Below are 24,473 nucleotides of genomic sequence, written 5' to 3'. Positions count from 1 at the left end.
TTTTTTGTTGGATAAAACAGCAAATTAAGGGATAGAATCTGAAAATATCAGGATAATGAAGACGAAATATAAGGAGAGCGTGAAATAGGGCAACCTTTCTCCATAAAGTACCGTCAAATAAATGATGTTTTACATAAGAAATCGAAAGTGCGTGCTTTTCTGTCATACCTTCGAATGGTATACTAGGTATCGTGTATTGAAATGATCAGAAGATGAGGAGGGGAATACATATGCGCAAAGCACCTGGAAAAAATCGCGCGGCGAGTGTTAAAGCAAAACATCATTCTAACTTAACATTTCGTATGAATATCCTTTTCTTTGCAATATTTATCGTATTTTCAATGTTAATTTTTAGACTTGGCTATATGCAAATCGTCAAAGGGGAAGACTATGTACGTATTTTAGAGCGTACAGAAGAAGTTCCTGTCAACACAAGTGTACCAAGGGGACGCATGTATGATCGTTACGGTCGTATTTTAGTGGATAATCACCCGGAAAATGCCATTACGTATACGAAAATGCAAACGACCACAACAGAGGAGATGCTTGATATCGCGAAAAAGCTGGCACAGTTAATTGAACAGCCAACAAAGCGTGTCACATTGCGTGATAAACAGGATTTTTGGATATTACAAAATCACGATGCTGCCTATGAAAAAGTCACAGAGGCAGAAAAAACAAAAATTAATGCACAAGAAAATATTACAACAAGTCAAATTAATGCAGAGATTGATAAACTGGTACGGGAACGTATCACAAACGAAGAACTTTTACAATTAACAGAGGCAGATTTAGAGGTATTAGCGATTTATCGTGAGATGGTGTCTGGCTATAATCTATCTCCTCAAATTATTAAAAGTGAAAATGTATCAGCTGATGAATTTGCTCGTGTATCTGAGCGTTTAACTGAACTACCAGGTGTTAATACAACAACAGACTGGAAACGTGTCAAATTATCATCTTTATCTATTCTTGGACGTACAACGGTCCCAACAAAAGGGATACCAAAAGAGAAGCTCAATTACTATTTAGCACGTGACTACTCACGTAATGACCGTGTGGGAGAAAGTTACATTGAAGCACAATATGAAGAATTACTACAAGGTCAAAAAACAGTCGTCAAAAATATTACCAATAAAAAGGTCAAGTAGTCGATACAGTCACAACCTATGAAGGGGAGCCAGGTAAAGACTTAATTCTTTCATTGGATAGTGAGCTGCAGGCTGAAACGGATAAGATTGTTGAAGAAGAACTGCTTAACTTAAAGGCACTTCCAGGCTCCTATTTATTAGACCGTGCCTTCCTTATTATGATGGATCCAAATACAGGCGATATTTTATCGATGGTAGGTAAGAAAATAGAAAAAAATCCCGAGACAGGGCAAAATGAAGTCATTGACTATGCATATGGATCGTTTACAACAGCCTATGAGGCAGGTTCATCTGTTAAAGCAGCAACAGTCCTCACTGGCTACAATCAGGATGTTATTTCGATGGGTACTTCAATGGGAGACGAGCCGATTATATTAGCTGGCACGGACCCGAAAACGTCTATTTTTAACAGGGCTGGATATATCCCGATGAATGACTTGTTAGCATTAGAACGTTCTTCCAACTCCTATATGTTTAAAATTGCGATGCTGCTTAATGGAACCCCTTATAGTTATGGTATGCCATTACGCTTAAAGGACGATACGTTCTCAAAAATGCGTAATAATTATGCGCAATTTGGTTTAGGTGTGAAAACAGGCATTGATTTACCAAATGAATTTAGCGGAGTGCGTGGTCCATCAGGTCCAACAATGGGTGGTAAAACACTTGACTTGGCGATTGGTCAGTATGATACGTATACACCACTTCAACTTGCACAATATATTTCAACAGTTGCCAATGGTGGCTATCGTATTCAGCCACATGTTGTGAAAGAGGTTCGAGACCCATCACAGGATGGGAAGCAATTAGGGCAGTTAGTAACAGAAGTAGGTCCAACTATTTTGAATCAAATTGATAATCCTAAAGAAGAGATCGATTATGTAAAGCAAGGGCTACGTCGTGTATATACTGGTTCACATGGTACAGCACGAGCACAATTTGCCGATACTCCATATACAGCTGCAGGGAAAACAGGGACAGCAGAGGTAGTGTATTATGGTCCGTTACGTGAGCACTACGGCACAAATACGATTAATTTAACGCATGTTGGCTTTGCCCCATATGAAAATCCTGAAATTGCCTATGCAGTTGTGATCCCATGGGTTAATACAAATTTAGCGCCACACTACTATCAAAATAATGTCATTGCTAGACGTTCTTTAGATAAGTATTTTGAATTAAAAGCAAAATATCAAGCTGAAAAAGTAACTGATAGCAATGTAAAACAGCCAATTTTACCAGCGATTACGGAAGAAAAAATTGGAGAGAATGAGCAGGAATAAAGGGTATTGGATATGCGCTAATACAAAACGGATTTGGAAAAATTATTTTCCAAATCCGTTTTATTTTTACTTTTTTATGAATTTTGAATGATGTTAAGCTAATCCTTAAGCAAATATGGAATGTATAGCTTGTTTTGGCAATAATAAGGTATTGAAATACCAACTGGGTGATTTCTATTCATTTTCAAAAATCCACTATAGCGATCGTTGACACTGTGCGCAATTCATAGGCACTTGTCAAAATTGCTGATGAACTGAATCAGTTGTGAAATTTAAACTTAACTAAGTAGTGAAAGGGGCGTTTGCATAGCAAAACGCCCCTTTCAGATATTCAGATATTTAGTGCCTTTATGCGGATAATTGCTGAATGGCTAATTCAAATTGCTCTCTTGGTTTTACCCCATAAAGTTCTATATTGTTATAGAAATAAGAAGCAAGCATAAAATCAATCGCCTCTTGAAGTGTGTAGTCCCGATGTTCCATTACTAATGATAAATATGTTTTAAAATAATCGACATTTTGTACTTTTGCATGTTTCATGACAAAGGTCAAACTCTCCTTATCATTAAAATAAATATTTCCTGACACAATTGCTTATTATAACACCTTTCCTATAGGAAGCAAGTTTCCCCTATTGTAAATTCATCTTTACAAACGTTTACAAAGCATTACATTCCTTTACATCTCTTTTACGAACCGTTTATACGACTTCAACAATCAGTCATTATAGTAAAGATTGTAAGACAAATAACTATAAAACAGTTCATGACGGAGGCAAATGAGATGAAAAAGTGGAAGTACTTAACGATGACAGCGGTAATGGGTTCTGCATTAATGCTAGGTGCATGTGGTAGCGATTCTGCACAAAACGGAAACAATACAGAAACGAACGCACCAGCAAGCTCAGGACAAGAAGCTGCTGATGAAAAGCTACAAGGGTCTGTAGCTGGAGATGGCTCATCAACAGTAGCACCAATCATTGAGGCAGTTGTTGAAGAGTATGCAGGTACACAACCAGATGTCAAAGTATCAGTGGGGGTTTCTGGTACTGGTGGTGGTTTTGAAAAATTCATCGCAGGTGAAACAGACTTTTCAAATGCATCTCGTAATATAAAAGATGAAGAGAAAGCGAAATTAGAAGAAGCGGGCATTGATTTTACAGAGCTAGCTTTAGCATATGACGGTTTATCAGTAGTCGTGAACCCAGAAAATGATTGGGCGAAGGACTTAACGGTAGAACAACTACAAAAAATTTGGATTGAAGATGGGACAGAGAAAAAATGGTCTGATATTGATCCATCATGGCCAGATGAAAAAATCGTTTACTATTCACCAGGTACTGATTCAGGCACATACGATTACTTTGATGAAGTGATTTTAGATGGAGCAGATCTAGTAAGCTCAGCAACATTATCAGAGGATGATAATATGCTAGTGCAAGGTGTAGCTGGTGATAAAAATGCGATTGGCTTCTTCGGTTATGCTTACTACCTTGAAAATAAAGATAAATTAAACATTGTCAAAGTAAATGGCGTAGAGCCAACAAATGAAACAATTGAAGGTGGCGAATATACACCACTTTCACGTCCATTATTCACATACGTAAAAAATAGTGCAATGAAGGACAATGAAGCAGCATACGACTTCATTAAATTTACACTTGAAAACGCAGGCGATATGGCTGAAGCAGTGGGCTATGTTCGTTTACCTGAAGAAAAATATACTGAAGGCTTAAAAACTTTAGAAGGCTTAAAATAAGAAGACATGCATAGAGGGGAAGAGATGTATGCTCTTTCCCTCACTTATTTGAAAGGAGCTCCCAATGGTTTCTCAAAAGGAAGATAAGACATCATCTGTGCAGCAATTAATTGCAAATTCGCGCAACCAAAAAACAAAGAAAATAGTGGAAAAAGCCATGCCAGCTCTATTATTTTCTGCAGCTATTATTTCGATATTAACAACATTTGGCATTGTTTTCACCCTTATTTTTGAAACGTTTGAATTCTTTAAACGTGTGTCGATTACGGATTTCCTTTTCGGTACTAAATGGTTACCGTTTTCAGGTAACGAACCGTTATTTGGGATACTGCCATTAATCGCTGGTACATTAAAAGTGACACTTATTGCAGTTGTAGTAGCTGTACCATTTGGAATTGCTTCAGCTATCTATTTAAGTGAATATGCAAGTGAGAAAACACGACGTACAGTGAAACCTATTTTAGAGGTATTAGCAGGTGTGCCAACAATTGTTTATGGCTTCTTCGCTTTAACATTTGTCACACCAGTTTTACAAGAAATTGTACCTGGACTCAAACTATTTAATGCATTAAGTCCTGGTATTGTTGTAGGGATTATGATTTTACCAATGATTACATCTCTTTCAGAAGATGCCATGTCATCTGTACCAAATAGTATGCGTGAAGGAGCCTTAGCTCTAGGTGCGACGAAATTTGAAGTAGCAATCAAAGTAGTATTACCAGCTGCGCTTTCAGGGATTGTCGCTTCTGTTGTGTTAGCTATTTCCCGGGCAATTGGAGAAACAATGATTGTATCGCTTGCAGGTGGTTCAACACCGAAATTTGACCTCAATGTGACAGACTCTATTCAAACAATGACTGCATACATTGTACAGGTTTCAACTGGTGATGCGGGTTATGGTACAACCATTTATTACTCAATTTATTCAGTAGGATTTACACTATTTATCTTTACTCTAGTAATGAATTTACTTGCTCACTATATTTCGAAACGCTTCAGGGAGGTTTACTAGCATGCGCTATATGGATGACACAGTCGTCATGAAACGAATGACAAAGCGTATTACAGCAAATAAAGTTTGGAAAACTCTCTTTTTCTTAGCTACTACGTTTGCACTTGTTGCTTTAGCTATTTTACTGTACCGCATTGTGACACAGGGGATTGATTACTTAAATATCGATTTCTTGACGAATTTTGCATCACGATTTGCGGATAAGGCAGGTATCAAAGCTGCTTTAATCGGTTCGCTTTGGTTAATGGCAGTTGTAGCACCAGTATCGATTATTTTAGGAGTTGGTACTGCGATTTATTTAGAGGAGTATGCCAAGAAAAATAAAATAAATGACTTTATTCGCATGAATATATCGAATCTAGCAGGTGTTCCTTCCATTGTTTTTGGATTACTTGGATTAACTATTTTTGTACGTATGATGGGTCTAGGAAAAAGCATTTTAGCTGCTGGCTTTACAATGAGTTTGTTAATTTTACCTGTTATCATTGTAGCGGCTCAAGAGGCTATTCGTGCAGTGCCAAACGAACAACGTGAAGCTTCATATGGCATGGGTGCAACGAAATGGCAAACGATTTTGCGTGTTGTATTGCCAGCTGCCATTCCAGGTATTTTGACAGGAAGTATTTTAGCCTTGTCTCGTGCCATTGGAGAAACAGCTCCACTAGTTGTAATTGGAATTCCAGTTATCCTCCAGTTTTTACCGAATGGTTTACTGAGTCAATTTACAGCATTACCAATGCAAATCTATGATTGGGCAAAACGACCACAAGAAGCCTTTCAATACGTAGCAGCCGCAGGTATTTTAGTGCTTATGACAGTGCTGCTATTAATGAATTCGATTGCCATCTATATCCGAAATAAATTCCAAAAACGTTATTAATGAGGTGACCTTATGGTATTAGATTTTAAAGAGGAAAAAACAATTGTCAAACGGAATCAGGCAACGACTAAGCCTATAGCAGATGTGGCGAAAAATATTGTCTATGATACACGCAATTTAAACTTATGGTATGGTGATCATCATGGTTTAAAAGATGTTAATTTAAGCATCTATGAAAATGAAGTAACGGCTATTATTGGACCATCTGGCTGTGGGAAATCTACGTATCTAAAAACATTAAACCGCATGGTTGAACTTGTACCAATCGTACGTACATCAGGAGAAATTTTATATCGTGAGCGAAATATTTTAGATAAAAACTATACGGTAGAGGAATTAAGAACACGTGTAGGTATGGTATTCCAAAAGCCAAACCCGTTTCCAAAATCCATTTATGATAACATTGCCTATGGACCAAGAATTCATGGCATTAAAAATAAAAAAATTCTCGATGAAATTGTGGAGAAATCATTAAGAGGGGCAGCCATTTGGGACGAGGTAAAAGACCGTTTGAATCAAAATGCTTACGGATTATCAGGTGGTCAGCAACAACGTATTTGTATTGCACGTTGCTTAGCGATTGAGCCTGATGTCATCTTAATGGATGAGCCAACATCTGCCTTAGATCCGATTTCTACGTTGAAAGTGGAAGAGCTGGTTCAAGAACTGAAAAAGGATTATTCCATTGTCATCGTGACACATAATATGCAGCAAGCGGCACGTATTTCTGATCGTACAGCATTCTTCCTAAGTGGAGAGGTTGTCGAATACGATAAAACGGATGTTATTTTCCAAACACCAGCAGATCAACGTACAGAAGACTATATTTCGGGACGTTTCGGCTAAGGAGGAGCAATGAATGATCGTACGTGAACGTTTTGAACAAGAGTTAAAAGAGGTACAGGGGCAATTTCTTGCAATTGCTAATAGCAGTATCCTTGCATTAAAAACAGCTTTTGAAGCATTGGTAGAGCAGGATTTAGAAAAGTCTTTGAAAATTTTGGAGGACGATTTAATCATTAATCGCCTTGAAGAAGAAATTAATGACCATGTGATCCTAATGATTGCCAAGCAACAACCAGTAGCAACAGATTTACGCCGTCTCATGGTTCTCGTAAAGGCAGCTTCAGATATGGAAAGAGTAGGGGACTATGCGGTTAATATAGCTAAAGAAGCAATTCGAATTGGTAAGGAGCCGATGATATTCCCAATAACAAATCTCCAAACCATGTGCAATAAAACAGTAGAAATGCTAGAGAGCATCATGAAGGCCTTTACTGAGGAAGATACGGTACGCGCTAAAGAGATTGCAGAGTTAGATGATTACGTGGACGATTTATACGGGGCAACGATCACCCTTTTACTCCGTGCTGGGGTAGAAAATCCCTCCCATATTTCACAGATTACGCACCTAACATTTATTTGCCGCTATTTAGAGCGTTCTGCTGACCATGCTACAAATATTGCTGAACATCTATTTTACTTAGTAAAAGGCAAACATTATGAATTAAATAATTAAGAAAGAAGAGCTGCGTTTTAGCTCTTTTTTTCATTTGTAGAAAAAAATCTCCTGTGGCAGCAACATTGTCTTTGGCTGTAACGTCTTTATAGCAAGCGTTTTTGTATTGTCAAATTTTTTTTTTGGTTATACTATAGACATTATCCAAAAAATGTGGTGCTTAGGAGGTGCTGCTACATGAAAGATGCAATTGAATCCCTCATCAAGCAATTTGACAAGCAGTTGACAATAGAACAACTTGACTATTTACGTTTTCTCTATGAAAACCTACATATAGAGGAGTTAAGTGAAGGGGAACAACATTATTTTATCGATTATTTTTTCAAGAGTGAGCCATTACGAAATATGGCAGCATTTGCTCTGGAATTGACGGATATCATGCATGAAATCCAAGAGAATATTCCTGCTATTGAGAAGGCAGAACGCTTAGCAAATGGCAAAGAGCAACGCCAGTATTATGAACGAAAATGGTCAGAGCTTAGACGTCAAAAGCTTAAGCAACAGACAACGAAAAGCGGCAATATTTACTATGTACCCTTTCATGATTATCAACAAGACCCTGGCCCGATGATTATTTGTTTAGAACAAACGACAGGAATGGCCGCTTATTCTGAGATTTGTAAAAGTATGATTTTAGCGTTATTTATGAGTGCACATCGAGAAGGCCGTGATTTATACATTGTACCGTATGATCGGCAAATTCATGTCCACTACCGCTTTGAAAATGGTCATTTAAATTTAGCTGATTTTAAAAGTTTTATCGAATATAAGGCAAAGGGAGAGGCAGCCATTTTACCTGTTTTACAATTTGTGAAAGCATTGCTACAGGAAAATCAATTAGGTACAGAAGCAGATGTCATTATTTTTACAGAAGGAGCACCTATTGATGGGCAGCATCTCGTTGGCAAGCAAGCAAAAATGATGCTAAAGGAAATGAAGCAAAAATATCATGCTGAATTTTCGGTAATTGCCATGCATGAACATAACTTTAATAAACAGCAATTTTGGTTTGCTAGTAAGGCTTTTTTTGCAGATGATGCCATACAATAACAAGAACGGGGCTAACCATTACTGAAGGTCGGCTCCTTTTTGCTGGCGATACATAGGTAGTTATAAAGGAGAAATACATGGATTCATTACATTGGTTATTACCTAAATTTACAGTCCCAACCTGGCTAGATGGCTTAATTGCTGTCATTATTTGTTTAGTCGGGTGGCTTATTCAACGATTCATCATCAAAAAAATTATTCATCGTGTTGTGCTATTTTTAAAAGATCGTCAGCGCAATTTCCAAGCAAATGTACTGGCTCAATTTAGTAAAGCAATTGGCTATGCCTTTATGACGACTGTCATTGTGCTAAGCTTATCTTATTTAATAAAAGTCCCTTTATTTACACATCCATCAACAAAGAATTTTGTATTGTCTATTATGGTGTTTTTTGCTTTTAAAGGGATTTACGATGTTTTGAATTTTTATACGAAACAACCATTTGAATTAACAAGCGAAGAGGATCAGAATGTTTTACTACCGTTTTTTCTACGAATCGGTAAAGTACTTATCATGATTTTTGCTATGTTTACGATTGCTTCCTTTTGGGATTTTAATCTGAATGGCTTTTTAACTGGAATCGGCTTAACGGGTGTGGCGATTGCCTTTGGGATTCGCGATACACTAGCGCATGTATTTGGTGGCATGTCCGTAGCTTTAGATAATCCATTCCAAATAGGAGATTGGATTGCGACAGAGGATCAAAAAATTGAAGGAACGATTGAGGATATCAATTTAAGAAGTACGTTAATTCAAACAGGAGACAAAGGACTTGTGTATGTGCCGAACTCCTATTTAGTGAATCGCCCACTTTATAATTTATCTAAACGAGAAAAACGGAAATGTGAGCAATTTTTATATATCGCTGCTGCTAATAATGAGGAAGACATACGTAGCGCTTTAACGGCCATTCATAAGGAAATTTATTTACATGCTAAAACAGAGAAAGACATGATTCATGTATTTATAGATGAATTTCATCATGATTCGTATCGCGTGCTTGTTCGATTCTTTGTTGCCACAAATGATACCGCTGTTATGCTGGAAGTGCGGCAGGATATTTTATTTGCCATTCGTCAAATAATGGAGGAGCTATCGATTACATTAGCTAGCCATCCTGAAGAAGAAAGTCTGCGAAATAAAAAATAAATTGAATTGTAAGATAGTTTGCTTTACAATATTACCAAGAAATCAGCTTTGATGAAGAGTAGTAGCTAGTACAATTTGTTATAGAGAGCTAGTGGTTGGTGAAAACTAGTACAAATGTTTAGTGAATGGACTTCGGAGCTCTAATCCTGAAAAAAGTACGGATTAGCGGATGCCTACGTTACAAGGCTTAGAGAGGGTTTTCCTATCAGGAGACCAATGAAGGTGGCACCACGGCTTTTCCGTCCTTTTGTGATGGAAAGGCCTTTTTATATTTTTTTCTTTAGACGGCAAATGTTTTAGCTGAATGAAGAGAAAGCCTTTAGCAGATTTCTGCTGCTAAAGATAGATGAGGTGTAGATGAGCAGAGCTTAGAGAAGGAGAGAAGAGTATGACAGTTGAGCTTAGAAAGTATGCTATGAAAGTATTACATGGGGATATGATGACCCCGATCTCTGTGTATCAATCACTGAAAGGGCAGCATAAAATGTTGTTCGAATCCTCAGCGAAACATGAGGAAAGTGGGCGATATTCCTTTATCGCCATCAATCCAGTGGCTGAACTAAAAGGAAACAATGAAGAATTCGTGTTTTCAAAAGGAGCAGAAAATGACAAGGCTAGGGGCAATGTGCTTGATCGATTAAAAGAACTAATACCCTTTCATAAAGAAAGCTATCCTTTTGCTTTCTTTGGAGGAGCTATAGGTTTCTTTGGCTATGAAACAGCATTTTACACAGAAAAAATAGGTGACTATTTACAGGATGATTTAGCTATGCCTGATGTTCATGTTTTTTTCTATGATACATTTATTGTTTTTGATCATCTAACACAGGAAATTACACTAGCTTCGATTGATCTATTTCAGGATGGGCGTTCATTAGAGGAGATGGAAGCTGCTATTACAAGGATGGAGCAACAGCTTTGTGCAGGTACGACCTTTGAGGTATTAAAGGTGGATGAGCTACAGTTTAAGCCTATGATTTCAAAGGAACGATTTGTTGCTTTGGTGGAACGTGCTAAGCAGCATATTTTGAGAGGTGATATTTTCCAAATTGTGTTATCGCAACGTTTTTCTGCGCCATTTACAGGTTCGCCGTTCTCGCTCTATCGTCAATTGCGCACGTCTAACCCGTCACCCTATATGTTTTATATGGATTATGGTGACTATATTATTTTAGGAACATCTCCTGAAAGTCTTGTGAAAGTAAAAAATCGAAAAGTGACAACCAACCCAATAGCAGGTACAAAGCCGCGTGGCACGACAATAGAACAGGATGAAGCCATCGCAAATGCGCTATTAGTGGATAGCAAGGAAATAGCTGAACACCGTATGTTAGTGGATTTGGGTCGCAATGATCTTGGACGTATTGCAAAAGTGGGTTCTGTCAAGCTAACCAAATACATGAAAATTGAGCGCTATAAATATGTGATGCATATGGTATCTGAGGTTATTGCCGAATTGCGAGATGACCTCCATGTACTGGATGTACTTCGTGCTTGTTTACCTGCTGGTACAGTGTCAGGGGCACCAAAAATTCGGGCCATGCAATTGATTAATGAATTAGAACCAGTAAAACGTGGGGTGTATGCGGGAGCAGTAGGCTATATTTCGACAACTGGTGATATGGACTTAGCCCTTGCGATTCGCACGATGCTCATTAAGGATCAGAAGGCACATGTACAGGCAGGAGCAGGTATTGTTTATGATTCGATTCCATTGTCAGAATATGAAGAAACACTGAATAAGGCACGTGCCCTATTGGAGGTAAAAAAATGATTTTAATCATAGATAACTACGATTCTTTTACCTATAATTTATTTCAGCAAATCAGTATGCTTGGAAAAAGCGTCAAGGTCGTACGGAATGATACCATTACTATAGAAGAAATTCAAAAACTGTCGCCAGAAGCCATCATTTTATCACCAGGACCAGGAACGCCAAATGAAGCAGGGATAACGATAGAGGTCATCAAGGAACTCTATCAAAAATTCCCTATTTTAGGTATTTGTCTAGGGCACCAATCGATAGGTCAGGCTTTTGGCGCAAATATTGTGCAGGCAAAAAATATTATGCATGGAAAGCTGTCCCCATTACAATACGAGCAAACAGGTTTATTTGCCCAATTAGATGGGGATATCGAGGTTATGCGATATCATTCACTTATTATTGAAGAACAAACTTTACACAAGGATTTTAAAATACTCGCCACAGCGGGTGATGACGGAGAAATCATGGCCATTCAACATAAAGAATATCCACTTTATGGGCTGCAGTTTCATCCTGAATCAATCGGCACAAAAGAAGGTAGTATGATGATGCAAGCCTTTCTAGAAAGTATAGCGTAATAAAAAAGCTGTCGCCTCATATATGAATGGGCGACAGCTTTTTATGTTATTGTTTCTTACCTGTAATTAAATTAGCTATTTCTTCTAAAGTCATGGCAGAATTGACTTCATAGGAGCCGATTTGTAAGCTTCTAGCATATTTAGGGTTAGCGAGTAGTAACTCCATTTCAACACTATTGGTAATAATGCCACCGTCTTCAAGTTTTTGGGCCACACTATAGGGTGTGATACCACTATAGATTTGCAGAGACATCGTTGTTACATCTGTATCTGCTTCTTCATCAGCTTGTTTTGATGCATCTGTTGTAGAAGTTTTTTCAGTCGTATGTACTTGCTTTAATTGATCCTTTAACGAGGCAATTTCCTGATTGGCCTTACTTAATTTGTTTTGTAGTTCTTTTACCTGTTGTTGATTGGAAAATTCCTTAGTAGGAAGACCAATATTTACATCGAAGCGGTTTGCGAGTGCAAGCAATGCCCCAACAAGAAAAATGGCTATACCAAATGCACGAATGGCAGACTTATTCATCAATCAACGCCCCCCGTTTGCAATCACTTGCCGAACTTGCTCTTCTGTTAAATTTGAGCGAATACTAATATCTGCTACAGAAAGACCCTGTTTATTTAATTCAAGTACCTGACTAATAATAATTTGATGAATCGGTTTTGCTGGTGCTGTTGTTTGTCCAACTTTTGAACTCTGTGCAGCCTGTTGAACGGCCTGCATGACTTGGTGCACTTTAGGATCTTGACCTTTTGGAGGGATACTTGATTTTGATTTCACTTGGAACTCAGGCTCTAGTAAAAGTTCTTCCTCCACAATCTTAAGGCGACGTTTTAAATTATTCGTTTCTTGGAAGATGGAGATAGATAATTCTTCGACATCTTGTTCGATTTTTTTCGAGCTATTTTTGAAAAAGAACGAAACGATGATCAGAAAAATGCCGATACTCATTAATACGATGGATAAATCCAATAGTTTCACCTCAATGTAGTATGTAATTATAAGATATTTTACCATATGCAAACTTAATATGAAATGAAGGTAGATTTTTTTCAGTTTATGTTATAATAGGTTAGTCGTATAAATCATGCTCAAATTTAAATTCTTGATATAGAGTGGGAGGGTTAATGATGCGCGTAAATATTACTTTAGCTTGCACAGATTGCGGCGAACGTAACTACATTTCTAAAAAGAACAAGCGTAACAATCCAGAGCGTCTTGAACTTAAAAAATATTGCTCTCGCGAGAAGAAATACACTCTTCACCGTGAAACTAAGTAATCGCTCATTAAGCCAAAACCACAAGTGGTTTTGGCTTTCTACATTTTATCACATCATTCAATGTAACAATTCCAGGAGGATATGAAGTTTTACGATATAGGAGGTAGCCTAGATGGATAAAACAACTTTACGAAACACGGTACGCCAAGCCCTTGCAACTATGACGGATGAAGACTATCATCGTCAATCATTAGCTGTGTTAAACAAGGTGCTACAGGAACCATATATAATAGAAGCAAATACAATTGGCATGACCATTTCAAATAAGCCAGAAGTCGACACAATTCTTATAATTGAGGAATTATGGAAACTAGGTAAAAAGGTCGCAGTTCCTAAATGTCACCCGAAAACAAGGGAAATGTCATTTTATGCCATTGAATCATTTGCACAGCTTGAAACTGTATATATGCATTTGCGTGAGCCCATTCCAGCAAAAAGTGAGTTTGTTGACGCAAATGAGATGGATATCATTGTTGTACCAGGCGTTGTTTTTGATCCATACGGTTATCGAATCGGCTATGGCGGTGGTTATTATGACCGCTATGTATTAAACTATAATAAGGGTAAGCTGATGTCGCTGCTCTTTGATGAGCAAATCATTGATTGTGTTCCTACTGAAGCACATGATTGCCCAGTAGATATCATTGTGACGCCCACAAAACGTATTGACTGTGTTGCACAACGAGGAGCGAATGAAAATGGATAAAATGCTAGATATTTATGAACTCTTGAAAACATATGGTACCTATATTTATACACGTGATCCTATTGGCGATTTGATGTTGATGGAGGATGAAATACGTGAGCTCTATAAAGCGAATGTACTAGATATAAAAGATTATCAAATGGCTCTACTGCTTATTCGACAAGAAACAACAAGACTTCGTATGGAAGAGCATAAAAAGTAATGTTTGAAATATAATGTAATTGGGTATTGTAAAATTAATGTAACATGTATGTAATATTCTTAAAAACAGTGGGTTTCCGCTGTTTTTATGTTTTTACGAAACTTTTTACAATGCAAAACGTATATATAGATATCTGGTGCATAGAAAGAGCAGGGAGAAAAAATTTTCCCTAAGATATGTGTTGATTATCTGTTAAAAAAGGATTAAGATATATTTTGTTTCCGTAACAAAATGTAAATAATTATTATTTTTTTGTAAGGAAGTAGGGAGGATGTTAGGAATGAAATCAATAAAGTGGCCTAAACATTCATTTATGATACTAGCAATTATAGCAACTTGGATCAAAACGGTCATTGTTTACCACACAAGCTTTGAAATGAAAATTGAAAATGCAATGCAACAGTTTATTTTATTTATTAATCCATTAAGCTTCTTGCTATTTACGTATGGTTTATCACTATTCTTTAAATCAGCAAAAGCTAGAAATCGTTATTTGATTACGGTCAGCGTTATTTTGTCCATTGTTTTATACGGAAATGTAGCGTTCTATCGATTCTACAATGATTTTATTACGCTACCAGTATTATTCCAAACAAGTAACTTTAGTGACTTAGGAACATCAGTAGCAGCCATTGTTGAGCCTTGGGATGTATTATATTTCGTTGATGTCGTTATCTTAATCTTAGCGAATAAATTTTTACCAAAAATGAAAGATGCATTTAAAGTGAATATTGAATTCCGTCGTGCATTTTTTGTGCTTGCAATAGCAATGACATTCTTAAATTTAGGATTAGCAGAAACTGAGCGCCCACAATTACTAACACGTAGTTTTGACCGCGAATTATTAGTAAAAAACATTGGTACGTACAATTACCACTTGTATGACATTTATATTCAATCTAAATCATCTGCTCAACGTGCGTTAGCCGATGGTAGTGAACTAGTAGAAGTGAACAACTATATACGTTCTAATCAGGCTGCTGTAAATCCAGAGATGTTTGGGAAATATAAAGGTCGTAACCTGATTGTGGTATCGATGGAGTCATTACAAAACTTTGTCATTAATAATGACATGAATGGTCATGAAATTACGCCATTCTTAAACTCTTTAACAAAAGATAAAGATACGTATTATTTCAGTAACTTCTATCACCAAACAGGGTTAGGAAAAACTTCTGACTCGGAGTTTATTGTTGAAAACTCACTGTTTGGTTTAGGTCGAGGTGCTGTATTCTTCACGCATGGTGGAAATACGTATAATTCAATGGCTGAACGCCTTGGAGAAAATGGATACTTTACAAATGTCATGCACCCTAATAATAAATCATTCTGGAATCGTGACATGATGTATCAATCGTTAAAAATTAATAAATTCTACGATATAGATTCATATACTGTGGAAGAGGGGCAAGCTGTAAACTGGGGAATGAAAGATGTTCCATTCTTAGAGCAATCAGCTGCTTTAATGAAAGATATGCCTCAGCCATTCTACTCTAGACTTATTACTTTAACGAACCATTATCCATTTACATTGGATCCAGAAGATATTATGATTCCTGAATATGATTCAAATTCAGGTACATTAAATCGTTACTTCCAAACAGTACGTTACATGGATGAGGCTTTAAAAGACTTCTTCCAACAGTTAAAAGATCAAGGTGTCTATGATAATTCTATTATTGTGATGTATGGGGATCACTATGGTATTTCTGAGAACCATAATAAAGCAATGGCACAATATTTAGGAAAAGATCAAATTACACCAATGGATAATGCAATGCTTCAAGAAGTACCTTTATTCATCCACATCCCAGGAGCTGGCGATGGAAAAGAAATGACTGAGATTTCAGGACAAATGGATTTACGTCCAACGATCTTACACCTTCTTGGCGTTGAAACGTCAAAAGATATGCAAATGGGTGCAGATTTATTTTCTCCAGAGCATGAGGACTTTGTAGTCTTCCGTGATGGACGTTTTATTACAGATAAATACGTCTATGCTGGTGAAGCTTGCTATGACAAAGCAACTGGCGAAGAAATAGATGGTGAGCCATGTCAGTCTTATGCTGATCGTGCTACAATGGAGCTAGAAAATTCTGATGCCATCATTAATGGAGACTTACTTCGCTTCTATGACGAAAAAACAGGTAATTTAAAGCAGGATTCAGTTAAATAATCAAAGAGAGATCTCGTATAGGGATCTCTCTTTTTATTGCTGATAAAAAAGAATTAGTCTCAAGCACTATTCATAAAATTTTTTTTGTGAATCCTATGCTAAAGAAAGCACTTTTCGCAATGTTTTACAACACTATGCAACGTGAATACACTTTATTGAACATTTCTTTTTATTGACAAATAGCAAGATACGATTATAATAAGTGTAAATATCTGCATAACGAAGATTTGTTTTTCGCATTTCGGAGTATAAGAGTGAAAGGCATCGAAAAGAACGAGTAACTTTAATGGAACTGACAGAGAGTAGCCGGTTGTTGAGAGGCGCAAGGGGATATTAAAGTGAATACATCTTGGAGCTGCGTACCGAAACTATAGTAGGCTACGACGGGGTTGCATCCGTAATCATTGCAAAAGTATCGCTATGGCTGTACTTGTTGAGGAGAGCTATGTGAATAGCTCTCGAAAAAAGGTGGTAACACGTTTATCTACGTCCTTTAGGAATTTCCTAAAGGCGTTTTTTTTATGCCTTCTAAGCAAAAACGTGTAAAGCTATTAAAGCCTTGTAAACAAAATCGGTACCCCATTTACTCTTATAGAACTTGCAATATTAATATTTAATATTACAAGGAGATGTTTCGTATGTTTTTAACACCAAAGGAGCAAATAGCGATTATCAAGAAGGGTGCTAACAAGATCGTTGATGAACAGGATTTATTTGAAAAATTAGAGCGATCGTATAAAGAACAGCGACCTTTAACGATTAAGCTAGGGCTCGATCCGTCCGCACCAGATATTCATTTAGGTCATGCGGTTGTTCTACGGAAAATCAAGCAAATGCAAGATTTAGGCCATCATGCAGTTATTGTTATCGGTGATTTTACAGGACGAATTGGCGATCCTACAGGTAAAGCTAAGGGGCGAACAGCCTTAAATGACGATATAGTGAAGAAAAACGCCCAAACTTATTGTGAGCAAATTTTTAAAGTACTAGATCCGAACAAGACAACGGTTCGTTTTAATAGTGAATGGTTAGCGAAGCTGTCCTTTGAAGAAGTCATCAAGCTAGCAGCCACAACATCTGTTGCTCGACTTCTAGAGCGCGAAGATTTTCAGAAACGTTACCAACAGCACATCCCAATTGGTATACATGAGTTTTTCTACCCACTTATGCAAGCATATGATTCAGTAGAACTTGAGGCAGATATAGAGTTAGGTGGAACGGATCAGACGTTCAATATTTTAATGGGACGCACCTTACAAAAGCATCGAGGATTAGAAAAACAAATTGCTATTTTTATGCCCTTACTAGAGGGGTTAGATGGTATTGAAAAAATGAGTAAGAGTTTAGGTAATTATATTGGCATCAATGAAGCACCTGAGATTATGTTTAAAAAGGTGATGGAAGTACCAGATACTTTAATTATCAAATATTTCGAATTAGCAACAGATGAGCATCCACTACAAGTGCAGGCTATTCAAGATAGACTACAAAAGGGAGAGAATCCCCGCGATTTGAAATTCCTATTAGCAGAAATTATAACGGCTTTATACCATGGATCTACAGCAGTGGAGGAAGCAAGAGCTTATTTTGAAGCAGCATTTCAAAAAAAGGAAATACCGAAAAACATTCCTATACTGCTCTTAGAAATTGATAAGGAAAGAATCGTGGATATCATTCCACAACTAGTGACAATGGGTTTTATTCAAAGTAAGAGTGAGTTTTTGCGGTTAATCAAGCAAAAAGGAGTATCCTTGAATGGAGAAAAAATGGCGATGGATGACATATCACAAGTATTAATGAATAATGATGTTCTACAAATCGGCAAGAAGCGGTTTCTTCAATTCAATAAGTAATAATAGACAAAAAAAGAGCAATCTCCGAAGAGACTGCTCTTTTTCTGTCTGAATTTTAGTGTAATTTTGGTGGGTAACCGCTGTGAACAATCGTCATGATGACGAACCATCCGAATACAGCAGCACTTAATAAGTTGAAAACAACGCTTAATAGGTTCTTTTCTTTAATTGCTTGGAATGTACCAAATACAGCTAAAATCGCTACTAGACCAAAAATAACCATTAATAAGTTCATTAAAAATAGACACTCCTTTCGACATCAGAAAATGAATGTCGCAAACAATATTCCTCCTTAATTGTAAACGTTCTATTTGTTTTTGTCGAGGACTAAAATACTGTAAACTATGAACATTTATCGTCAAATTGTGGCAAAGCCTGTATAATAAGAAGTTGAGGTGATATCTATGATGAACGTACGAAGTTATTCTCTTGGTCCCGTCCAAACGAATTGCTATATCGTATCGAATAAAGAAAAAGAATGTATCGTATTTGATCCAGGTGAAGAGGCGGAGCGTCTAATTAAAACAATCCGTAGCAACGGCTTAAAACCTCTTGCTATCTTTTTAACACATGCCCATTTTGATCATATAGGGGCAGTAGATGCAGTGAGTGAGGTATTTGACGTTCCTGTATGGATTCATGAAAAGGAAGTTAGTTGGCTAGCAGATCCAACGAAGAATGGCTCTAGTAAATATCCTGCATTACCGGATTATAGGGTAGCCGCACCAGCGCAAGATACAATTATCAAAAAAGAACAGCAAATTGAAATAAGTAATTTTGTGTTTCAAGCTGTTTTTACACCTGGGCATTCACCGGGGAGTATTTCTTATATCTTTGAAAATGACGGTTTTGCCATCGTGGGAGATACGTTATTTGAACAAGGTGTAGGACGTACAGATCTATTAGGGGGATCAACCAAAATTTTATTGGAATCTATCCATAATAAACTGTTGACATTACCTGAGGATACTATTATCTATCCTGGACACGGTAATTATACAACGGTAGGCGCAGAAATGGAGACAAATCCTTTTTTAAATGGATTTTAAAACATGGACAATAAACTGTTTTAGCACATAAAAAAGCGTATCTCACCGAAAGTGAGATACGCGATTTTGTTTGTATTAATGACCGCCACCAGGTACGTGAATGAATGTTGTATAGTACGTGAAGCCAGCGAAGAATACAGTTAAATATGCTCCGAAAATGTACATGTACATACGTTCTGAAAGGTTTAAGAAGCCTAATAATAAGAATAAACCTGTATTACCTAAGAATAATAGCGATACCTCGTTCATACCTCCAAGGTAGAACATAACGGCAAAAATACCTGTCCAGAATGCCATAACTTTATACATATTATCCATGAAATTTCCCCTCCTTTTGCCCACGACACAATAATCTCTTACTCATTATAAATGATAGGAAAGGTGTCTGTAAACTGGAACTTCTCCATGTTTGTGACAAACAAATGGATTTTTAATCTAGCTATCGATTTCTGTCACGTTTATTTCATATTTACATAAATCGCAATTATGTATCATACTTTCCATTTGCACAAATTCATTGTTCGTAAACAATGCATCTAATTGCCCTTTTAAATAGGATTCATGTAATGAACAAACAATTTCAGAATAGGCTGTCAGTTGCTCCTGGAATGGACAATTGAAGATGGAGAAGATAACTTTTTTTCCTTGCTCAGTTTGTTGAATCTGTGGAATATAGCCAATTAAAGCGGCATTGTCCGTTAATAGCTGAAGTTTTTCATCGAAGGAAAGAGAATTACTTAATGTCAATTCAGCACTCATATAATTTTTCATTTGCTGGTAGCCGTCTTGGTAGCTAATTTCCTGGCACTTTGTTAATGCAGATGGACCAAAGTCTTCAATTAATTGTATTGTCCATTTTAATAAACGATCTTCATCACGTCTTGGAAAAGTAAGAGATACGCCTTTTTCTGAAGCTTTATAAACACGTCCAGGTCTGCCACCTTTACCTGTTTTTACATAGTCAGCTGTAATAATATTTATTTCTGAAAGCTTCGTTAAATGAAGTCGAGCAACGTTTGGATGGATACCGAATTTATCAGCAATATGTTGTACAGTAACTGTTTTTTTCTCTTGCAATATGTACTCATAAATAGAGTATCTTGTTTCATCCGCTAGTGTACTAGTAATTTTTAATGGATGGATCATGAGCTTCACCTCTTTAATTAATTATAAAAATTATGTTCGTCTACCAAGTGTTAGGAAAATAATCATGTTGATACTATTATATTGTATTATTGAAAAAGATACAGTTCATTTCGGCATAAATATTAATTTTTTCATGTATTTATATTCTTTTTTAGTGGAAAATTGCACTTTATCCACATTTTTATAGCAAAAAACATTATTGGCAGAAAATTAACTTATAAATTTTTATTTTCTGAAAAGGGCTTTTCTCGTGGCGAGTTCCTCCTTATACTAGGAAATAACGAATAGAGCGGTCATATTCGAATGAACTAAAAGAGAGGTGCATATATGCAGGATTTTGAAACAGTTGTTGAACAAAAATGTGAGCAACTTTTACTAAAGGCCTATCATTTTGGAGCATCCGATTTATTGCTAGTTCCAGGAAACATAAAGTATCGGATCTATTTTCGAAAATATGATAAACTTCTCCACGCTGGTGAGCTACCTCATGAACTTGCAGAAAGAATGATCTCTTACTATAAATTTCTTGCAGAATTAGATATTAGTGAGCGTCGTAAACCTCAAAGCGGTGCCTTTCAAAAGGCAATGGAGCAAAATTCTTATTCGTTTCGTGTATCCACACTGCCTTCTGTATTTTTAAAAGAAAGCTTAATTATTCGTTTACTTCTCCAAAATCATGCATTTCCACTAACTTCCCTAAGCTTTTCCAAAAGCGCAGCTTACCAACTCATGGAGCTGGTACAAAACCGACAAGGTCTTCTGTTTTTTACGGGAGCAACCGGCTCTGGCAAGTCTACTTCACTTTATTCCCTCATCCACTACTGTTCCACAGAATTGAATCGACATGTGATTTCTTTAGAAGATCCTGTAGAAAACAGCCAAGCCAATTTACTTCAAATTCAAGTCAACGAGCGAGCAGGCGTTACATATGCTGCAGGATTAAAAGCCATTTTGCGCCATTCACCTGATGTCATTATGATTGGTGAAATTCGCGATAGAGAAACAGCAAATATTGCCATCCAAGCCTCTCTAACAGGGCATTTAGTTGTCTCCACTATTCATGCAAAAGACTCCATTAATTGTCTCTATCGTTTAATGGATTTAGGTGTGTCGATAGAGGAGCTTCGTCAAACGGTTATCGGTATAGTTGCCCAAATGCTTGTTCAAACCTCAGCTATACATGAAGAACGTCGAGCTATCTTTGAGATATTACATGATGACCATCTATCAAGAGCCATCACCGCCATCAAAGATAAGGGCAATTACAAACTTCCTTATGATGTAACATTAATGGGACAAAAAGAATTAGTGGAGAGCCTATATGCAGTTACAAACATACATCGATAAAATTGTTCTTTTTTATAATCGGGCTACGAAATGGCGGGTAAAGGAGCAAGCTCAGCTTTTCAATCGTTTATGTGTATTAATGCAGGAAGGATATTTATTTCCCCAAGCTATTTCCATGCTACTACCTCATCATATTGAAGCACATGAGGACATACAGCAGCAAATTGATGAAAAGCTCAGACAAGGGGTAGGCGTTGCAGGGATATTTGAAACATTACAGCTAGGGAATCATTATTTAATGGCAATTAAGGTGGCGGAAAACAATGGCCACATGATAGAAGCGTTTAAAGGTGTAGCTAAACAGATAACAGTAAGTGAAAAGACTAAAAAAAGTTAATCAAGCTGCTGATCTATCCTGTCACACTGATTATCTTTTTATTGTTATTATTTTTTGTGTTTCGTACATTTTTTTTGCCGAACATTGAAAGAATGGTCGGCAGTCGTACCTCTGAAACAGAAGAGACAAGCATTGCATTGTCCAATCTGTTATTGCATGTTCCAGATGTAGTTATCTCGACCATGTTCATAGTAATAGGTAGCGTATTCCTTTTTCGATTCTATCTTAAACGACAAGCTGTTGCTCATCAACTTACAGTCTTATTAAAAATCCCCTTTATACAACGCTATTTTAGGTTGACTTTGACAAGGCAATTTGCTGCTTATTTAGGAAGCTTACTACAAAGTGGATTTTCATTACAAGCAAGCCTACAGCTATTAGAGGAACAGCAACTACAACCATTTCTTCAAGTTCTTTCACAGCGTATAAAAGATAGAGTCATCTTTGGAGAATCACTCACACAGGCGGTAACGATCATGGCCGTTTTTCAAAAGGATTTTCCGATGTTCGTTGAGCATGGCGAGCACAGCGGATATTTAGGAAAAGAGTTAGTATTGTATAGCGATTTATTAATGGAAAAGCAGAAACAGCTTTTGCAAAAAATATTAGCTTTTGTGCAGCCAAGTTTCTTTATCCTTATAGCTGCTTGTATAATAGCGGCTTATATCAGTTTATTATTACCCATCTATCACATGATTGAATTAGTTTAGGAGGAAGATGATGAAACGTCTTAACCAACAAGCTGGTTTTACTTTAATTGAGATGCTTATAGTTTTGTTAATTATATCCATTCTTATTTTAATTACAATCCCAAATGTTACAAAGCATTTCGCCACAATAGATAAGAAAGGCTGTACGGCTTATATATCCATGGTACAAGGTCAAGTAGAGGCGTATCGTGTAGATTATATGGCTTATCCTACCTTAGAGGATTTAGTGGCGAAGGGCTATTTAAAGGAAAATGAAACAACCTGCCCAAATAAAGAAGAAATAGTGATTACTAATGAGGGAGAGGTACTTCCAGCCAATGTCAACTTGGAAACAGGTACGGATAGCTAATGAATGTTCATAAAAACGGTGGTTTTACAATTCTTGAAATGCTGGTTGTCTTATTTCTTGTTATGAGTTTAACAGCGATTGTTAGTAAATTCTCATTGAAAATAGCAGAAACCAAGGAATTAGAACGATTTTTTACGCAATTACAACTGGATATTCAATATATTCAAACCTATAGTATGAGCCAACGACAATATATAGCCCTGAAAATGGAAGGTTCAACAAATCGTTATACTATTCAAAAAGATATTTATACTCATTTATATGAACGCTCTTTTCCAAAGGGGGTTGAATTTTTGCCAGCGGAGAGTTCAATTCAAACACTTGTCTATAACTATAGCGGCAATGTGATGACAGCAGGCACCATGGCATTTAAAACACCACAGGGCAAGAAAAAAGTAATCATAACATTAGGGCGAGGGAGAGCTAGGATTGAATGAGTCAGGCTATTCTTTTATAGAAACTATTTTAGGTGTGGGTATTTTGATGCTGCTTTGTACCTCGTTAATCCCCATTACCTATACGATGAAAACAAATCTTGCTAATAAAAAAATGGAGCTAATTGCAGCTGAAACAGCATACGAAGGTTTAAAACAGTACCATGCGATTCAAGTAACAGAGGGCTCTCGGACCATTGAACAGGTTGCTTATCATTGGATAGTTGACGAACAACAAGTTTGTGTCCAATTTCAAAATTTACAGGAGTCACGCCAAAAATGTATCCAAGTGACAGGTGAAGTGCATGAATGAGAAAGGCTATACATTAATAGAAGCTATGTTTCAATTAGTCGTTTTTGTGCTTATTTCTCATTTTTTTGTCCTTATAATACTTTGGTTTGCTGAAATGAAATCAACTATGCTAATAGATGAACAAACAAAGTGGGAACTATTTGTTTCTGACTTGAACCTCTCTCTAAAAGAACTTTCCACCTTTTCCATTCGTGAAGATCAAAAAAGAATAACTTTCCAAACAGCTAATACGCTCCATCATATTGATTGCTACTCGAATATTATTCGTGAGCAGGTAAAGGGTGGACATGTTCCTATGCTAATAGGAATCAATAAATGTCAATTTAGCTATTCCGAAAACAAGCTGACGGTAGCTGTTGAAATGGCTAGTGGTATTCAAAAGGAGCGAACCTTTTATGTGCCAATTATTGAAAAATGACAGAG

The 24,473-nt window shown here is 36.8% G+C and carries 28 protein-coding genes, 1 pseudogene and 2 other annotated features; of the genes and pseudogenes, 23 read left to right on the top strand and 6 right to left on the bottom strand.

Going from position 1 to position 24,473, the window contains the following annotated elements; all coding sequences use genetic code 11:
* Nucleotides 1-230 precede the first annotated feature (230 nt).
* Nucleotides 231-2,434 (top strand): annotated as a pseudogene (locus LBYS11_RS14600) (peptidoglycan D,D-transpeptidase FtsI family protein).
* 348 nt (nt 2,435-2,782) lie between these two features.
* Here the strand turns inward: LBYS11_RS14600 and LBYS11_RS14595 are convergent.
* Nucleotides 2,783-2,974, bottom strand: coding sequence for a hypothetical protein (locus tag LBYS11_RS14595; RefSeq protein ID WP_009370174.1), 192 nt, complete (start codon nt 2,972-2,974; stop codon nt 2,783-2,785).
* A gap of 243 nt (nt 2,975-3,217) precedes the next feature.
* On the opposite strand from LBYS11_RS14595, the gene LBYS11_RS14590 reads away from it, so the two are divergent.
* From LBYS11_RS14590 to LBYS11_RS14550, 9 genes are all read left to right on the top strand, one after another.
* Nucleotides 3,218-4,192 carry a PstS family phosphate ABC transporter substrate-binding protein gene (locus LBYS11_RS14590; protein ID WP_004231003.1) on the top strand — a complete coding sequence of 325 codons (975 nt, stop codon included), beginning with the start codon at nt 3,218-3,220 and terminating at the stop codon, nt 4,190-4,192.
* Nucleotides 4,193-4,256: 64 nt separating this feature from the next.
* Nucleotides 4,257-5,204: a phosphate ABC transporter permease subunit PstC gene (gene pstC, locus LBYS11_RS14585; RefSeq protein WP_048392245.1), complete on the top strand. Its 948-nt coding sequence runs from the start codon at nt 4,257-4,259 to the stop codon at nt 5,202-5,204.
* Nucleotide 5,205: 1 nt separating this feature from the next.
* The gene (gene pstA, locus LBYS11_RS14580) at nt 5,206-6,084 is read left to right on the top strand and encodes a phosphate ABC transporter permease PstA (protein ID WP_048392246.1); all 879 of its coding nucleotides are present in this window, start codon (nt 5,206-5,208) and stop codon (nt 6,082-6,084) included.
* Between the two features lie 12 nt (nt 6,085-6,096).
* Nucleotides 6,097-6,930 carry a phosphate ABC transporter ATP-binding protein PstB gene (gene pstB / locus LBYS11_RS14575; protein WP_048392247.1) on the top strand — a complete coding sequence of 278 codons (834 nt, stop codon included), beginning with the start codon at nt 6,097-6,099 and terminating at the stop codon, nt 6,928-6,930.
* A gap of 13 nt (nt 6,931-6,943) precedes the next feature.
* The gene (phoU, locus tag LBYS11_RS14570; RefSeq protein WP_048392248.1) at nt 6,944-7,603 is read left to right on the top strand and encodes a phosphate signaling complex protein PhoU; all 660 of its coding nucleotides are present in this window, start codon (nt 6,944-6,946) and stop codon (nt 7,601-7,603) included.
* 177 nt (nt 7,604-7,780) lie between these two features.
* The gene (locus tag LBYS11_RS14565) at nt 7,781-8,653 is read left to right on the top strand and encodes a vWA domain-containing protein (RefSeq protein ID WP_048392249.1); all 873 of its coding nucleotides are present in this window, start codon (nt 7,781-7,783) and stop codon (nt 8,651-8,653) included.
* A 77-nt stretch (nt 8,654-8,730) separates the two neighbouring features.
* Nucleotides 8,731-9,801 carry a mechanosensitive ion channel family protein gene (locus tag LBYS11_RS14560; RefSeq protein ID WP_048392250.1) on the top strand — a complete coding sequence of 357 codons (1,071 nt, stop codon included), beginning with the start codon at nt 8,731-8,733 and terminating at the stop codon, nt 9,799-9,801.
* Nucleotides 9,802-9,840: 39 nt separating this feature from the next.
* Nucleotides 9,841-10,051, top strand: a binding site (T-box leader).
* 138 nt (nt 10,052-10,189) lie between these two features.
* Nucleotides 10,190-11,575: an anthranilate synthase component I gene (trpE, locus tag LBYS11_RS14555; RefSeq protein WP_103118432.1), complete on the top strand. Its 1,386-nt coding sequence runs from the start codon at nt 10,190-10,192 to the stop codon at nt 11,573-11,575.
* Entirely contained in the window at nt 11,572-12,144 is a 573-nt protein-coding gene (locus LBYS11_RS14550; protein WP_048392252.1) for an anthranilate synthase component II, read from the top strand. Before trpE ends, LBYS11_RS14550 begins: the two co-directional genes overlap by 4 nt.
* Nucleotides 12,145-12,190: 46 nt before the next feature.
* Here LBYS11_RS14550 and LBYS11_RS14545 read toward each other — a convergent pair whose 3' ends face one another.
* Complete coding sequence (locus tag LBYS11_RS14545; RefSeq protein WP_103118431.1) at nt 12,191-12,673, bottom strand: hypothetical protein; 483 nt, start codon at nt 12,671-12,673, stop codon at nt 12,191-12,193.
* A 3-nt stretch (nt 12,674-12,676) separates the two neighbouring features.
* Entirely contained in the window at nt 12,677-13,129 is a 453-nt protein-coding gene (locus tag LBYS11_RS14540) for a hypothetical protein (protein ID WP_231595624.1), read from the bottom strand.
* Between the two features lie 149 nt (nt 13,130-13,278).
* Here LBYS11_RS14540 and rpmG point away from each other — a divergent pair, with 149 nt between their 5' ends.
* The 5 genes from rpmG (at nt 13,279) to tyrS (ending at nt 18,365) form a co-directional block, all read left to right on the top strand.
* The gene (gene rpmG / locus LBYS11_RS14535; protein ID WP_008408521.1) at nt 13,279-13,428 is read left to right on the top strand and encodes a 50S ribosomal protein L33; all 150 of its coding nucleotides are present in this window, start codon (nt 13,279-13,281) and stop codon (nt 13,426-13,428) included.
* Nucleotides 13,429-13,540: 112 nt separating this feature from the next.
* Nucleotides 13,541-14,134, top strand: a complete 594-nt coding sequence (locus LBYS11_RS14530) for a 5-formyltetrahydrofolate cyclo-ligase (RefSeq protein WP_048392254.1) — start codon at nt 13,541-13,543, stop codon at nt 14,132-14,134.
* A complete protein-coding gene (locus tag LBYS11_RS14525) occupies nt 14,127-14,336 on the top strand; it encodes a YqgQ family protein (RefSeq protein ID WP_004231021.1) in 210 nt (69 codons plus the stop codon). Before LBYS11_RS14530 ends, LBYS11_RS14525 begins: the two co-directional genes overlap by 8 nt.
* Before the next feature lie 280 nt (nt 14,337-14,616).
* Complete coding sequence (locus LBYS11_RS14520; protein ID WP_048392681.1) at nt 14,617-16,512, top strand: LTA synthase family protein; 1,896 nt, start codon at nt 14,617-14,619, stop codon at nt 16,510-16,512.
* A 255-nt stretch (nt 16,513-16,767) separates the two neighbouring features.
* Nucleotides 16,768-17,009 (top strand) — a binding site (T-box leader).
* 141 nt (nt 17,010-17,150) lie between these two features.
* Complete coding sequence (gene tyrS, locus LBYS11_RS14515) at nt 17,151-18,365, top strand: tyrosine--tRNA ligase (RefSeq protein WP_103118430.1); 1,215 nt, start codon at nt 17,151-17,153, stop codon at nt 18,363-18,365.
* 55 nt (nt 18,366-18,420) lie between these two features.
* Here the strand turns inward: tyrS and LBYS11_RS14510 are convergent, their stop codons facing one another.
* A complete protein-coding gene (locus LBYS11_RS14510; protein ID WP_004231029.1) occupies nt 18,421-18,600 on the bottom strand; it encodes a DUF2759 domain-containing protein in 180 nt (59 codons plus the stop codon).
* 169 nt (nt 18,601-18,769) lie between these two features.
* Between LBYS11_RS14510 and LBYS11_RS14505 the strand changes: the two genes are divergently transcribed.
* The gene (locus LBYS11_RS14505; RefSeq protein ID WP_103118429.1) at nt 18,770-19,414 is read left to right on the top strand and encodes an MBL fold metallo-hydrolase; all 645 of its coding nucleotides are present in this window, start codon (nt 18,770-18,772) and stop codon (nt 19,412-19,414) included.
* Between the two features lie 75 nt (nt 19,415-19,489).
* On the opposite strand, the gene LBYS11_RS14500 is transcribed toward LBYS11_RS14505, so the two are convergent.
* Together LBYS11_RS14500 and LBYS11_RS14495 are read right to left on the bottom strand one after the other, a co-directional pair.
* Complete coding sequence (locus LBYS11_RS14500; RefSeq protein ID WP_004231035.1) at nt 19,490-19,732, bottom strand: DUF2626 family protein; 243 nt, start codon at nt 19,730-19,732, stop codon at nt 19,490-19,492.
* Nucleotides 19,733-19,849: 117 nt separating this feature from the next.
* The gene (locus LBYS11_RS14495) at nt 19,850-20,560 is read right to left on the bottom strand and encodes a helix-turn-helix transcriptional regulator (RefSeq protein WP_048392257.1); all 711 of its coding nucleotides are present in this window, start codon (nt 20,558-20,560) and stop codon (nt 19,850-19,852) included.
* Nucleotides 20,561-20,887: 327 nt separating this feature from the next.
* On the opposite strand from LBYS11_RS14495, the gene comGA reads away from it, so the two are divergent.
* Genes comGA through comGF form a run of 7 tightly spaced genes read left to right on the top strand, consistent with a single transcriptional unit; the run spans nt 20,888 to nt 24,468 of the window.
* The gene (comGA, locus tag LBYS11_RS14490; RefSeq protein WP_103118428.1) at nt 20,888-21,907 is read left to right on the top strand and encodes a competence type IV pilus ATPase ComGA; all 1,020 of its coding nucleotides are present in this window, start codon (nt 20,888-20,890) and stop codon (nt 21,905-21,907) included.
* On the top strand, nt 21,882-22,244 hold the full coding sequence (locus LBYS11_RS23765; protein ID WP_233732080.1) for a hypothetical protein: 363 nt from the start codon (nt 21,882-21,884) through the stop codon (nt 22,242-22,244). The genes comGA and LBYS11_RS23765 overlap by 26 nt, the downstream gene beginning before the upstream one ends.
* Nucleotides 22,245-22,300: 56 nt before the next feature.
* Nucleotides 22,301-22,954: a type II secretion system F family protein gene (locus LBYS11_RS23760; protein ID WP_233732076.1), complete on the top strand. Its 654-nt coding sequence runs from the start codon at nt 22,301-22,303 to the stop codon at nt 22,952-22,954.
* A 10-nt stretch (nt 22,955-22,964) separates the two neighbouring features.
* The gene (comGC, locus tag LBYS11_RS14480; protein ID WP_103118427.1) at nt 22,965-23,303 is read left to right on the top strand and encodes a competence type IV pilus major pilin ComGC; all 339 of its coding nucleotides are present in this window, start codon (nt 22,965-22,967) and stop codon (nt 23,301-23,303) included.
* On the top strand, nt 23,303-23,740 hold the full coding sequence (gene comGD, locus LBYS11_RS14475; protein ID WP_048392261.1) for a competence type IV pilus minor pilin ComGD: 438 nt from the start codon (nt 23,303-23,305) through the stop codon (nt 23,738-23,740). Before comGC ends, comGD begins: the two co-directional genes overlap by 1 nt.
* Nucleotides 23,733-24,050, top strand: coding sequence for a hypothetical protein (locus tag LBYS11_RS14470; protein WP_054549142.1), 318 nt, complete (start codon nt 23,733-23,735; stop codon nt 24,048-24,050). The genes comGD and LBYS11_RS14470 overlap by 8 nt, the downstream gene beginning before the upstream one ends.
* Nucleotides 24,043-24,468, top strand: a complete 426-nt coding sequence (gene comGF / locus LBYS11_RS14465; RefSeq protein WP_054549143.1) for a competence type IV pilus minor pilin ComGF — start codon at nt 24,043-24,045, stop codon at nt 24,466-24,468. The genes LBYS11_RS14470 and comGF overlap by 8 nt, the downstream gene beginning before the upstream one ends.
* The last annotated feature ends 5 nt before the right edge of the window (nt 24,469-24,473 follow it).

The sequence above is a fragment of the Lysinibacillus sp. YS11 genome (assembly GCF_002896375.1).
Lineage (GTDB): Bacteria > Bacillota > Bacilli > Bacillales_A > Planococcaceae > Lysinibacillus > Lysinibacillus capsici.
Note: the sequence above shows the minus strand (reverse complement) of the source record. Positions and strands in the feature narration are given on the sequence as shown.